Annotated in this window: 9 protein-coding genes; 4 read left to right on the forward strand and 5 right to left on the reverse strand. The window is 65.4% G+C overall.

The features are described from left to right. Positions 1 to 32 precede the first annotated feature (32 nt). From AC2VLV_RS03725 to AC2VLV_RS03740, 4 genes are all read left to right on the forward strand, one after another. A complete protein-coding gene (locus AC2VLV_RS03725) occupies positions 33 to 989 on the forward strand; it encodes an alpha-E domain-containing protein (RefSeq protein WP_486988723.1) in 957 nt (318 codons plus the stop codon). A 64-nt stretch (positions 990 to 1,053) separates the two neighbouring features. After that, the gene (locus tag AC2VLV_RS03730) at positions 1,054 to 4,497 is read left to right on the forward strand and encodes a transglutaminase family protein (RefSeq protein ID WP_486988694.1); all 3,444 of its coding nucleotides are present in this window, start codon (positions 1,054 to 1,056) and stop codon (positions 4,495 to 4,497) included. Positions 4,498 to 4,561: 64 nt separating this feature from the next. After that, positions 4,562 to 7,141 (forward strand): circularly permuted type 2 ATP-grasp protein, encoded by a 2,580-nt coding sequence (locus AC2VLV_RS03735; RefSeq protein WP_486988724.1) that lies wholly within the window; start codon positions 4,562 to 4,564, stop codon positions 7,139 to 7,141. An 11-nt stretch (positions 7,142 to 7,152) separates the two neighbouring features. Next, positions 7,153 to 8,067, forward strand: a complete 915-nt coding sequence (locus AC2VLV_RS03740; protein ID WP_486988695.1) for a transglutaminase family protein — start codon at positions 7,153 to 7,155, stop codon at positions 8,065 to 8,067. A 132-nt stretch (positions 8,068 to 8,199) separates the two neighbouring features. On the opposite strand, the gene AC2VLV_RS03745 is transcribed toward AC2VLV_RS03740, so the two are convergent. The 5 genes from AC2VLV_RS03745 to AC2VLV_RS03765 all read right to left on the reverse strand — a co-directional run bounded on the left by AC2VLV_RS03745 (position 8,200) and on the right by AC2VLV_RS03765 (position 13,632). After that, complete coding sequence (locus tag AC2VLV_RS03745) at positions 8,200 to 8,856, reverse strand: phosphatase PAP2 family protein (protein WP_486988696.1); 657 nt, start codon at positions 8,854 to 8,856, stop codon at positions 8,200 to 8,202. 73 nt (positions 8,857 to 8,929) lie between these two features. Beyond that, positions 8,930 to 10,144, reverse strand: a complete 1,215-nt coding sequence (locus tag AC2VLV_RS03750) for an LptM family lipoprotein (protein WP_486988697.1) — start codon at positions 10,142 to 10,144, stop codon at positions 8,930 to 8,932. Between the two features lie 271 nt (positions 10,145 to 10,415). Then, positions 10,416 to 11,222 carry a WecB/TagA/CpsF family glycosyltransferase gene (locus tag AC2VLV_RS03755; protein ID WP_486988698.1) on the reverse strand — a complete coding sequence of 269 codons (807 nt, stop codon included), beginning with the start codon at positions 11,220 to 11,222 and terminating at the stop codon, positions 10,416 to 10,418. After that, positions 11,222 to 12,412 (reverse strand): glycosyltransferase family 2 protein, encoded by a 1,191-nt coding sequence (locus AC2VLV_RS03760; RefSeq protein WP_486988699.1) that lies wholly within the window; start codon positions 12,410 to 12,412, stop codon positions 11,222 to 11,224. The genes AC2VLV_RS03755 and AC2VLV_RS03760 overlap by 1 nt, the downstream gene beginning before the upstream one ends. Further along, complete coding sequence (locus AC2VLV_RS03765; protein ID WP_486988725.1) at positions 12,409 to 13,632, reverse strand: glycosyltransferase; 1,224 nt, start codon at positions 13,630 to 13,632, stop codon at positions 12,409 to 12,411. The genes AC2VLV_RS03760 and AC2VLV_RS03765 overlap by 4 nt, the downstream gene beginning before the upstream one ends. Positions 13,633 to 13,644: the final 12 nt, after the last annotated feature.

Consider the following 13,644-nt stretch of genomic DNA (forward strand, 5'->3'; position numbering starts at 1 on the left):
CCTCGCAAACTCTCAGCCCCGAGAAACGCATCATGCTCAGCCGAACCGCCGATCACCTGTTCTGGATGGCCCGTTACACCGAACGCGCCGAAAACACCGCCCGCATGCTCGACGTGCATGTGCAGTCGGCCCTGCTGCCGCAAGGCGCCGAGGCCATGCATCTGGGCTGGCACGGCCTGCTGGGCATCTCCGAGCTGACCGCCGCCTACACCGAACGTCACGGCGAGATCGACGCCGACAAGGTGCTCGACTTCATGGTGTGCGATACCAGCAATCCCTCCTCCATCCAGAGCTGCCTGCGCGCCGCGCGCGAAAACGCCCGCGCGGTGCGCGGCGCCATCACCACCGAGGTATGGGAAACCGTCAATCAGACCTGGCTGGAATCGCAGCGCATGCTGGCCAAGGGTCTGTGCCGACAAGACCCGGCGCAGTACTTCGAGTGGGTGAAATACCGCTCGCACCTCTCGCGCGGCGTGACCTCGGGCACCATGCTGCAGGACGAGGCTTTCCACTTCCTGCGCATCGGCACCTTTCTGGAACGCGCCGACAACACGGCCCGGCTGATCGACGTGAAGTTCCACGCCCGGCAATCCGACTTTTACGGCTCGGCGGGCGGCAATGGCCGGGTGCAGGAGCACGACTTCTATCACTGGTCGGGGGTGCTGCGCTCGGTCTCGGGTTTCGAGGTCTATCGCAAGGTGTACCGCGACGTCATCACCCCCGAGCGCGTGGCCGGGCTGCTCATCCTGCGACCTGACATGCCGCGGTCACTCGCCGCCTGCATGATGGCGGTGAACAACCATCTGCAGGCCGTGGCCAACCCGCAGTCGCGCGAAACCCTGCGACGCGCCGGGCTGCTCAATGCGCAACTGCAGTTCGGCCGGCTCGACGACATCATGGCCACTGGGCTGCACGCCTATCTCACCCATTTTCTGGAGCGCATTAACGATCTGGGCGTCGGCATCAGCCAGGATTTTCTCGCCGCCTGAGGTTTCACCCCGCCGCTTCCTCAACGCCTCGACTGCTTCTCCTCAACTTTTCCAAGGTGCCCGGATGTCCATCCACGTCGCGCTCACGCACACCACCACCTACCGCTTCGACCGCCCGGTGGGCCTCTCGCCGCACGTGGTGCGCCTGCGTCCCGCGCCGCATTGCCGCACGCCCATTCTGTCGTACAGCCAGCGGGTGGAACCCGCCGGGCATTTCATCAACTGGCAGCAAGACCCGTTCTCCAACTACCTCGCCCGCCTGACCTTCCCCGAAAAAACCACGCTGCTGCAGATCACCGTCGATCTGGTGGCCGAGATGTCGGTGCTCAACCCTTTCGACTTCTTTCTCGAACCCGAAGCCGAAAAATTCCCCTTCAGCTACGCCCCGGAACTAGAAGCCGAACTCGGCCCTTATCTGGCGGCCGACCCGCTCACCCCGCGGCTCAAAACCCTGATCGACAGCATCGACCTCGCCCCGCGCCGCACGCAAGACTTTCTGGTCGATCTCAACCAGCAGCTGCAGCGCGATATTGGCTACACCGTCCGCCTGGAGCCCGGCGTGCAGACGCCCGAGCAGACGCTCGAACGCGCCTGCGGCTCCTGCCGCGACACCGGCTGGCTGCTGGTGCAGGTGCTGCGCCACCTCGGTCTGGCCGCCCGCTTCGTCTCCGGCTATCTCATTCAGCTCACCCCGGACGTGAAGGCGCTCGACGGCCCCAGCGGCGCCGAGGCCGACTTCACCGATCTGCACGCCTGGTGCGAGGTGTATCTGCCTGGAGCGGGCTGGATCGGCCTCGACCCCACCTCCGGCCTGCTCGCAGGCGAAGGCCATATTCCGCTGGCCTGCACCCCGCAGCCCTCGGGCGCGGCCCCGGTCGAAGGCATGATCGACGAATGCGAGGTGGAATTCAGCCATCACATGGCCGTGACCCGCATTTACGAATCGCCGCGCGTCACCAAGCCCTACACCGACGACCAGTGGCAGGCCGTGCTCGCCCTGGGCGAAGTGGTCGATCAGCAACTCAAAAACGGCGACGTGCGCCTCACCCAGGGCGGCGAGCCGACCTTCGTCGCCACCACCGACCGCGACGCGCCCGAATGGAACACCGACGCGCAAGGGCCGACCAAGCGCGGATATGCGGGCGAACTCATCGGCAAACTCATCGCCCGCTACGGCCCCGGCGGATTTCTGCATTTCGGCCAGGGCAAGTGGTACCCCGGCGAGCAATTGCCGCGCTGGGCGCTGTCGGCCATCTGGCGGCGCGACGGCCAGCCCTGCTGGCACAACCCCGAGCTGTTCGCCGACGAACGTCTGGGCGGCAGCGCCACCGCGCTCGACGCGCACACCTTCATCCTCGCCCTGGTCGATACCCTGGGCGTCAACCCCGCCCATGTGCAGACCGGCTATGAAGACACCTGGTACTACCTGTGGCGCGAGCGCCGCCTGCCGGTCAACGTCGATCCGTTCGACTCGCGGGTCGAAGACGAGCTTGAGCGCGCCCGTCTGCGCAAGGTGTTCGATCAAGGGCTGAAAACGCCGACCGGCTACGCCCTGCCGATCCGCCGCGAGCCGGGTTCCCCCCAGCTCAGCGGCCCGCGCTGGATCTCGGGGCCGTGGTTCTTCCGCGACGAGCGCATGTACCTGTTCCCCGGCGACTCGGCCATGGGCTGGCGCCTGCCGCTCGACTCGCTGCCCTGGGCCACCGAGGGCGACCGCGCCTCCGACTGGGCGCACGACCCGTTCGCCCCGCGCAACGGCCTGCCCGACGCCGCAGCACTTCGTCTGCAATACGGCCCGATGCACCGCATTGGGGGCGGCTACGCCGAAGGCGGCACCGTTGGCGTGCAAAACCAGGGCGTCGCAGCACCGCATCGGGGCGGACCGCAAGGAGCGAGCGGTGCTGGAGCCGATCTGTCCCGCGGCGACGGCCAACGGTTACGGCCCGGCGATGGCCGCCACCCCGACCGCTTCGAGTCGGCCAGCTGGATTTTGCGCACCGCGATGTGCGTGGAGGCGCGCGGCGGCATTCTTTACGTGTTCATGCCGCCGCTGGTTTCGGCGGAAGACTATCTCGACCTGCTCGCCGCCATCGAGACCACGGCGCAGCGTCTGCGGGTCAAGCTGGTGCTCGAAGGCTACCCGCCGCCGCGCGACCCGCGGCTCAATCTGCTGCAGGTCACGCCCGACCCCGGCGTCATCGAGGTCAACATCCACCCGGCGCACAACTGGGCCGAGCTGGTCGACCACACCGAATTCCTCTACCAGGCTGCGTTTGAAACCCGGCTGGGCGCCGAGAAGTTCATGCTCGATGGCCGCCACACCGGCACCGGCGGCGGCAACCATGTCGTGCTCGGCGGCGCCACGCCGGCGGACAGCCCCTTCCTGCGACGCCCCGATCTGCTGGCCAGCCTGATCGCCTACTGGCACAACCATCCCTCGCTGAGCTATCTGTTTTCCGGCCTGTTCATCGGCCCCACCAGCCAGGCGCCGCGGGTGGACGAAGCGCGCGACGATCAGGTCTACGAACTCGAAATCGCCCTGGCCGAGTTGCGTGCCAACCGCGCGCGCTACGGCGTTGACGCTCCAGCTTGGTTTGTCGATCGTACCCTGCGCAACCTCCTCATCGACGTCACCGGCAACACCCATCGCAGCGAGTTCTGCATCGACAAGCTCTACAGCCCGGACGGCGCCACCGGCCGCCTCGGCCTGCTCGAACTGCGCGCCTTCGAGATGCCGCCGCACGCCCGCATGAGCGTGGTGCAGCAACTGCTGCTGCGCGCCCTCATCGCCCGCTTCTGGCACGCGCCCTACACCGCCGCACTGCAGCGCTGGGGGACCGCGCTACACGACCGCTTCCTGCTGCCCACCTTCATTGCGATGGACTTCGACGACGTGCTCACCGAACTGCGCGAGGCCGGGTTCGACTTCGATCCGCAGTGGTTCGCGCCCCATCACACCTTCCGCTTCCCGCTGCTGGGCGATTACGCAGTGAGCGGCATGAAGCTGGAACTGCGCATGGCGCTCGAACCCTGGCATGTCATGGGCGAAGAAGGCGCGGCAGGAACCACGGTGCGCTATGTCGATTCCTCGCTGGAGCGGGTGGAAGTGAAAATCAGCGGCCTGACCGACAGCCGCCATGTGCTCACGGTCAACGGCCAGGCCGTGCCGCTACAACCCACCGGGCGCAGCGGCGAGTTTGTCTGCGGCGTGCGCTACCGCGCGTGGCATCCGCCCTCGGCGCTACACCCCGGCATCGGCGTGCACGCGCCGCTGACCTTCGATCTGGTCGATACCTGGATGGAGCGCTCGCTGGGCGGCTGCCAGTACCACGTCGAGCACCCGGGCGGCAGCAATCCCACTGTCTTCCCAGTCAACTCCTACGAGGCCGAGAGCCGCCGTCTGTCGCGCTTTTTCCGCATGGGCCACACGCCGGGCCGCATGCGGGTGGCGCCGGTGCATCCCAGCCTGGAGTTTCCCTTCACCCTGGATTTGCGAACGGGCGCGTGAAATTTGACCGAAATCGGGGGATGCCCGCCGCCGTCTCGGCGCCCCCCGCATGCCACAATGTCATATGGTCAGCCTGTTCCAATCTCAATCACAATCGCAAGGCGCGTTCGATCCGGGTGAAGACTGTGCCGCGCTTGCCCGCGACTTGGCTTCCCCCGTCATCCCCGGACACTGGGACGAATTGCGCGGCGGCGTCTCCGATGGCGGGGCGGGTGCGCCGCTGGCCCCGCTCTGGGACCACTTTTTTCGACTGCTCGGCTCCGGCGGCTTCGACAGCCTGAGCGCCCGGCAGCAGCAGTTGCTGCAGCAGATTCACGACGACGGCGTGACCTACAACGTCCACGCCGACGCCGCGCAAGCCGTGCGCGCCTGGTCGGTCGATCTGTTCCCGCTGCTGGTCGACTCAGCCTCCTGGAAGCAGATTTCCGTCGGCATCGCCCAACGCGCCGCACTGCTCAACACCATCCTTGCCGACCTCTACACCGGCCCGCAGCGCACCCTCAAGGAAGGGCTGCTGCCACCGGCGCTGGTGCAGGGGCATCCCGGCTATTTGCGTGCCCTGCACGGCCACGCACCGCCGGGCAATATCTGGCTGCACATCGCCGCCTTCGACCTGGCGCGCGGGCCCGACGGCGTGTGGCGCGTGGTCAACCAGCGGACGCAGGCGCCCTCGGGCCTGGGCTATCTGCTGGAAAACCGCATCCTCATCTCCCGCCTGTTCCCGGACGCGTTCAGCCACCTGAAAGTGCAGCGCCTGGCCGCCAGCTACCGGCTGCTGATGGATACGCTGTTGCGGCTCTCGCCCGGCGGCGTGGGCAGCCGCGTGGTGCTGCTCACCCCCGGCCCGTACAGCGAAACCTATTTCGAGCAGGTCTATCTGGCGCGCTACCTGGGCATCACCCTGGCCGAAGGCAGCGACCTCACCGTGCGCGAGGACCGGCTCTACCTCAAAACCCTGCGCGGCCTGGAGCCGGTGCACGTGGTGCTGCGCCGTCTCGACGACAGCTTCTGCGACCCGCTCGAACTGCGTCCAGATTCGATGCTGGGCGTGGCCGGGCTGCTGCAGGCGGTGCGCGCGGGCAACGTGCTCGTGGCCAATGCGCTCGGCGCCGGTTTTCTCGAATCGCCCGCGGTGCAGGGATTTCTGCCCAAGCTGTGCGAAACCCTGCTGGGCGAGCCGCTCAAACTGCCCTCGCTGCCCACCTGGTGGTGCGGCGAACCGGGCGTGTGCGACGCGCCGCTGGACGATCTGCGCTCATGGGTGATCAAGCCCGTGCATGCGGAGTGCGGGTTCGAGCCCACGGTCATGGCCAGCCTCGATTACGGCCAACTGCCCGCGTGGCGCGAGCGGGTGCAGTCCAACCCCGCACTCGTCACCCTGCAGCAATATCAGCCCCTGCCGCACGTACCGGTGTGGAGCGACGAGCGGCTGGCCGCCCGCGCCGCCATGCTGCGGGTGTATGCCCTGTCAGACGGTCGCGGCGGCTGGCGCGTGCTGCCCGGCGGGCTGGTGCGCACCGCGCCGCGCGGCGGCAACACCGTGTCGATGCAGCGCGGCGGCAGCAGCCAGGACGCCTGGGTCATCACCGGCGACGCGGTGGACAGCTCCACCCTGCTGCCCGAGCCGATGCGCCCGCAAGATCTGATCAACCATCACCGCGTGGTGACCAGCCGCGCGGCCGAAAACCTGTTCTGGCTAGGACGCTACTGCGAGCGCGCCGAATTCAGCGCCCGGCTGGCGCGCATCACCCTGCGCGCGCTCTCGGGCGACGACGACATGGGCCCGGCCGTCTGCGACATGCTCGACCAATGGTGTCGCAGCACCGGTCTGGTCGAGAAGGAGGCGCCCGATCTTCGCGACAACCCGCAAGGATTCGAGCACTGCGTGGTGCGCGGTCTCGTGCCGGGGCAGCACGCCGGCGGCATCGTGCAGAACCTACAGGCGCTGGGCCACGCGGCCACTCAAGTTCGCGAACGCTTGGGCGGCGACCACCGGCAATGGATCGTCTCGGCCACCGCGCTGGAGCTTTTGCCCACGGCCTCGCGGCGAGAAGAGTTGCAGTCGGCCCAGGCCTTGCGCGGGCTGGAGCAGCTCACCGAAGTGCTCAGCGCCATCACCGGCGCGCAAACCGATCGCATGACCCGCGACGACGGCTGGCGTCTGCTGAGCATCGGCCGCCACATCGAACGTCTCTTGCTGCTGGGGCAAGCGCTGGCCGTGGCCTTCCGCAGCGGCGCGGTGCACAGCGACAGCGGCTTCAACCTGCTGCTGGCACTGTTCGACAGCACCATCACCTACCGCGCGTTGTACCAGAAGCGGCAAGAGGTTCCGCCCCTGCTCGACCTGCTCATGCTCGACCGCGAAAACCCCCGCGCCCTGGGCTGGGTCGCCCAGACCCTGCGCGCCCGCATGGCCCGACTGCCCGGCGAGACCGCCGACAAGGAAGCCCTGATCGCCCTCGCGCCCGACCCCGATGACTGGCACCTGCCCGAACTCTGCACCCACACCCAAGAATTGCATTACACGTGGCTGGATCTCGCCCTGACGCAGAGCATCGATCTCGCCTGGCGTCTGTCGGACGAGATCAGCCGCCGCTATTTCGCCCACGCCAGCCTGCCTGACCGCACGCTGGGCGGGTATTGAAAGCCGCACGCATGACTCAAGACGCCTCTGCCGCGCAGGCTGACGCCGTGCTCTACCGCGTGGTACACGAAACCGCCTACGCCTACGCCACCCCGGTCGAGCTGGCCCACCATCTGGCGCATCTCTGCCCGCTCGACCATGCCGCGCAACAGCGCATCGACTATGTCTGCGACATTCACCCCGAGCCCGAACATCGTCACAGCGATGTCGATATGTTCGGCAACCAGCGTGAGTTCTTCGCCTACTACAGCCCGCACGACACCCTGACCGTGCGCGCCGTCAGCCTGGTGCAAGTGCGCGCGCCCGAGGCGCCCGACTGGGATGCCAGCCCGCCGTGGGAGCAGGTGCGCGAACAACTGCTCTACCGCGCGGGCAAGCCCTATGTAGCCGAGGCCGAGTTCACCTTCGGCACCCATTTCGCCCCCCTGTTTGCCGCCGCCGCCGCCTACGCCGCCCCCAGCTTTGCGCCCGGGCAACCGTTGCTCGGCGGCGCGCTCGACCTGATGCAGCGCATTCACGCCGACTTCACCTACAACCCCGAGAGCACCGAGGTCCAGACCCGCGCCCCGCAGGCGCTCGAACTACGCGCCGGCGTCTGCCAAGACTATGCGCATGTCATGATTTCCGCCCTGCGCAGCCTCGGGCTGGCCGCGCGCTACGTCAGCGGCTACCTGCGCTCGCATCCCAAGCCCGGCGAAGAACAACTCGTCGGCGCCGATGCCTCGCACGCCTGGGTGGCCGTGTGGTGCCCGGTCAACGGATGGGTGGAGTTTGATCCCACCAATAACCGCCAGCCCGCCGCCGACTATGTGCGCATTGCCCTGGGCCGCGACTTCGCCGATGTGTCACCCCTGCGCGGCGTCATCCGCGGCGGCGGCGATCACACCCTCAAGGTCGGGGTGCGCGTCAGCCCGGTAGACGCATGACAGCCGCCACGAACCTCATCACATGACCGCGCCGCCGCTTTTTCTGGCAGGCACGGCGATAGTTGTCTGGGTTTTCTGGCGCTCGTGTTGCTGAATATCCCTGATCCTGGCAATTCATGCGGTGCACTTCGGTTATTGCCCCGGATATTGCCCCGGATATTGCCCCAATTGCCGCTCCAGATCGCTGCGCGTGTAGGGTTGCGCATGGCCGCTTAGTCGGCATGCCACGTCCTCGAGAAATGGCGTGGAAGGAAAGATCTGGCCGTAGGTCAGCGCCAAGGGCAGGATGAGCGCCAGCGGCAACAGCAGACCGGGACGGGACAAGCCGTGCCTGGCCTCGTTCCAACTGAAGTAGAGGAAAGCGAGTGCGAGGACGCCGCCCCATAGTGCGCCAAGCGCTGCTTCGGGCGGCGTGTGGACATCGATGGCCAGCCGCGACACCACAATCGCCGCCGACAGCACGGCTCCCGCCAAAGGCAGCGCCAGCCGCCAGAACCGTCGGCGGCCCACGGCCAGAAGCATGCCGATCGTGGGCCAAACCAACATCGACAGGGCGCTGTGCCCGCTCAGACCGGTGAAATTCCAAGACGCCGGATGCAGGCCCCAACCCATATAGAGAATTTTGCTCAGGGCCACCACCGCCCCGTCAAGGCCGAACAGCCCTGCCCACAGGGCAGCAATGCGCCAGGACTGCAGTCCCAGCCAGAGAAAAATCACCAGCGCAAGCGGCAACAGCACAGCGCTGTCGCCCAGATCCGTCACATGCACCCAAAGCGGCTCAATCCCCATACACGGGTCTCAAGCACAACGCGTGCCGTGGGGACTCACCCGGCGCGCCGCAGCGATGCGCGGCGGCGGGCGCTCAGTTCGGCTTGCCGTAGTTATTCGGCATGAACTGCATCTTGTCCCAAGGGAAGTTCTGCAGCACCTGCCAGTAAGCCATCCCGCCAAACAGTGCGGGGTAGGGATCGGCCTGGCCCGCGAGGGTGTAGGTCATGGGGTTGACCGCCCGCAGGGACACCGACCCAGCCTGGTCCCACACCACAAAACCGTACTTCTGTGCGGCTTTGGCGATGATCTTGCCCACCGGAGAGAGGTTCAGCGCATCGACGTTCACACTGGGGTCGAGCCGCATGCGCGTGCCTTCGGGAATGGCGTTGACCTGATTGTCTATGTTGTAGCCATCGGTCCGGTTTGCAGGCCAGGAAAAAGTCGGCCACTTTGCCGGGCTGGCAAGGGAGATGCCCATGACGTGATTGATAACGCCGTCTTTCAGTTCCTGTGCCGATATTTCGCCCCCGATGAACGGCAGGCCGGTCGCCGTGGTGCCATAGGGGTGGGGATAGATGCCGTCACTCTGGTCGGTATGCTGGATGCGCCCGCCCCAGCAGGCCGTCCATTGGCCGCTGTTCTGGCGCATGACCCAGAAATCCCACAGCGTCTTGGTGCTGATGTCGTAAATGGACATCTCACTGTCGGTGCCGTTCGCCTCGGTCGCGCCCGCAGGGATGGGCACGTTTTGCCACTGCGCGATCAGCTTGGGGTCGGTCCAGCCCTTGTTCTGGCAGTCGTTGAAGCCAACGTTGACGGTTTGCGCGACCGGATAAATGGGCATGCCGTCCTGCCAAGTCACCGTCTTGGCACCACCGACCGTCTGCACAAAGTAGATCGGCGCGGCATAACTGGTGGTGTTGAGCGCTGTCGTCCCGTTGTAACGGTTGACGATCTGGGCAACCAGATTTTTGGCGTAAACCGCTGACAAGGAATTCAACGTCGCATCGGCTGGAATGGGCTGATACCAGAAGCTCTGCGGGGAAAAGACCCGGGTCACCGACGGGGTCGAGGTCGAGGTCGAGGTCGAGGTCGAGGTCGAGGTCGAGGTCGAGGTCGCTATCGGAGCAGCAACTGGCGTTTGAGCAACCGTCGTCTCGGTCGGCGCAGGAGCCGCCGTGGCCACCGCAATACTCGTGTTGCCATCCGAGGCGGTTGGGCTTTGGGTGCTGCCGACCCCTCCGCCACAGCCTGCCAGGGTAAAGGCCAGAAACAAAGCCGCAGGCCAACGAATGATCTTGCACATGACGAACCCCTTCAACCAAAGCGCGCTGATTTGTCTCAGGCTGCATGGGAAAAAAAGGGATAGCCCCCATTCCTGCAGCAGAGCGGCAAAGACAGCGAAAGAGGGACGCATGTTACAAGCTCAAGCGGGCCTCTCGCGGTAGGTTAATGATGGTTTTTGTTTCGGAAAATTCTTACTTTTGTTCAGAGCACCAAATCTATCGCGATGAAATGCCCCAAAATGATGCAAATGCACCAATTTCAACGCTGACAGTCTCGCACTCAAGTCCAATTCAGTGCGCCAGCGGCTCGTGAGTCAAAGCGCCCCGGCTCTGCAGTCGTCGCCACAAGACGCGTGCGACGAACTGCGGGTTGCCCAGCACATAGCGCGCAAATAAGCGGCGCGGCTCAACCAACAGCCGGAATAGCCATTCGAGGCCGAATCTGCGCATCAGCCTCGGCGCTCTGGGAATGGTGCCCGAGTAAAAGTCAAACAAAGCGCCGACCCCGATGCAGACCGTGGCTCCCAGATCATCCCGGTGGGCGTGAATGAATTGTTCCTGCCGGGGCACCCCCATGGCAACAAAGACCAGGCGCGCCTGCGAGTGTCGAACGGCCTGGAGTATGTCCGACGTCTCTGCAGGCGAAAAATAGCCGTCCTGAATGTAAGTCACCTTCAAGCCGGGATGCGCGTCCCTCATGTTGCGCGCACAGGCCTGTGCGATGCCCGGCTTGCCCCCAATGAAAGCGAGCTCCAGCCCGGCTCGCGCTGCCCCGGCGCAGAGCAGCGGAAACAGATCGGTGCCGTTCACGTTGTCGCGTAACGCAACACCCGCAACCCGAGCGGCCAGACGCATGCCGATACCGTCCGCATAAAGCAGATCGGCGGCATGAAGGATGTGCTCGTAGTCTGCCTTCGAGGCGGCGATGTTGATGCAGTGCGCGTTGACGAAATACACCCGGCGTCCCTGCCCGCTTGACGCGGATTGCAGCAGCGTTTCGGCCGCCAGCTCCAGAGTGGTGTTCTGAATGGACAGACCAAAGAGCGACATCGCACCGGGATCTGCCGACGTCTGTGGGCGCGGAACGTCAGAGGACATCACTCGCCCTCCCGAGCCGAGCGCACCCAGTTTCGTTCGCGTCGCAGAAGGAAGCTGAGGTAGATCGGCACCTTCCAAAGGATATAAATCGGCACGCCGGCCAGTTCCCTGAAAGTCAGCAGATCGCGGCCGTGCCGAAACCACGCGGTGAAAATCGCCAACCACAGCCCCGCACAAAGCGCCCAAGCCATCACTGCTGGCGCTGTCCAATGCAAAAACCACCCTGCAAGGCTGGATAGCGCAGCGACCGTAAGCGTCAACAGCGTCAACAGCGCCAAAGGTGGAATGCACAAGTCGGCGGCCAAGGCGAACAGTCCGAGGTTGGCCGAACGCAATCCTCGCCAGAGCAGTTTCGGCGCCACGCTCACCATGCCGAGATGCCCATGCTCCCATCGCCTCCTCTGTGTTGTCACACCAGCGGCGCTCTCGGGAAACGCGCTGACCACCTCGGCTTGTGGCACGAACACGGGCGACACCCGCATTTGCGCGAGGTCCAGCCCCAGTTTGAGATCCTCGACAAGGTGGCCGCTGGCCAGATCAACGCGATGGATCAGCGCCCAAGGAAAGGCCATTCCACTTCCCATCAACTGACAAGGCAGACCCATGTGGCGATAGCCCAATGGGCGCACCAGATTTTTGACGCGCCAGGCGAGACCCGCGATCTTGATTTTCAGACCGGCGCCCGGCGCAAGCGCCATGCGGTAGTGCGCCTGCGCCGGGGCGCCCGCCTGCAACGCGGCGGCGGACAAGCAGGTCATCGCACCGCGCCCGACCCTGCAATCTGCATCGACGATGACGACCACGTCCGGGGGGGTCGCGGCAAGGTGCTTCAGACCGAAATCCAGGGCATAGCCCTTGCCACGCCGCAGCGCATCCTGCCGCTCAACCACTTCGGCCCCGGCCGCACGGGCAAGCGCCGCCGTGTTGTCGCTGCAGTTGTCCGCCACCACCAGTACGCGATCCCCCACACGCACCTCCTGCAGAACGCCCCGCACTGTCGAGTCGATGTTTCTGGCCTCGTCATGCGCCGGGACCAACACGGCGATCTGCGCGTCCACCTCCAAAGCGGGAGGCGGCGAGAGCCTCCCGCCTTTGAAACCAGCACTCAATATTTGCAGCAACAACAGCCCGATGGGCAAGGCCAGCGCCAGAGTCGCCAGCAGCAACAGGGCATATATCAGCGTCATCATGGCAAACTCCCCTGCTGCACCGGAAGTCTTTGGAATAGCCGCCCAAGCCGCAGCGCCTCGGCATCGGCGTCATGCCTGGACATCACGACTTCGCGCGCATAGGCCCCCATGGCGTCGAGTCGCTCCGCGCTGGTGTGAAGACAGCGTTGCATGGCGCGCGCCAAGGCGGTGGCATCCCCCGCAGGGCACAACCAGCCGCTCTTTTCGTCCTCGACCAGCTCTGACATGGCGGCGACCTGCGTGGCGATGACCGGGCGGCTCAGCGCCATGGCCTCCATGACGACCACCGGCAACCCTTCGGCAAAGCTCGACAGTACCAGCGCCCTGGCTTGCAGCAAATGCTGACGAACTTCTGAACCTCCGATCCAGCCCGTGATGACGACTCTGTCACGCAGGCCCATGCGGTCGATTGCCGCCTCGATAGCGGGCCGCAGCTCGCCATCGCCAGCCAGCGTCAGCGAGAAGTCCTCTCCTTGCGCCACCAGCAAGGCCGCCGCCTCCAGAAGCAGGAGGTGCCCTTTCTGCTCGCTCAATCGGCCTACACAGACCAGTTGCCGACCAGTGCTGCATCGATTCGCCTGGCCGCCGTGAAAGCTGGTTTCGATGCCGCAGCGCACGACGTGAACCTTGTCCCAATGACGCGAACCGACCCAGCGAAACAACTGGCTGCGACAGAACGAACTGATCGCCACGACAAAATCACTGTGCTCGATCTTCTCTTTCAGATGAATCCCCAGCGGCTTGTCGAACTCCTCCGGCCCGTGCACCGTGAAACTGTAGGCCGGACCGCCCAGCAGCCGCGCCAGAAAAACCACCTCAGCGGAGTTGGTTCCGAAATGCGCATGAATATGCGTCGCCCCGGCCGCCTTCACCCAAAGCACGAGCTGGCAGGCTTCGGCAAGATAGATCAAATGGTAGGGAAGGCCCCGCTCATTCAGTCTGGACATGCGCCCCGCCCAGGCCAGGGCGCGAAGCATGCCCACGGGGTGTCGCAGCAAACTCTTGAACAAGGGCCCCGTCAGTCCGCGCAATCCTCGCTGGAGGATGTACTGGGTCTGGCTTCGCTCCACGCGATCCGCAGCGTCCACCAGTTCGGCGTCCCAACCGCGCAGCGCGATGCGCTGCACCGATATTCCTTGCCGCTCCAGCGCCTGAATTTCGCGCCGGATGAAGGTGTGGCTGACCTTGGGGTACTGGTTGATGAAATAGGCCACCTTCATTCCCGGCCTCAT

This window comes from Thiomonas sp. TH-17, from assembly GCF_057473305.1.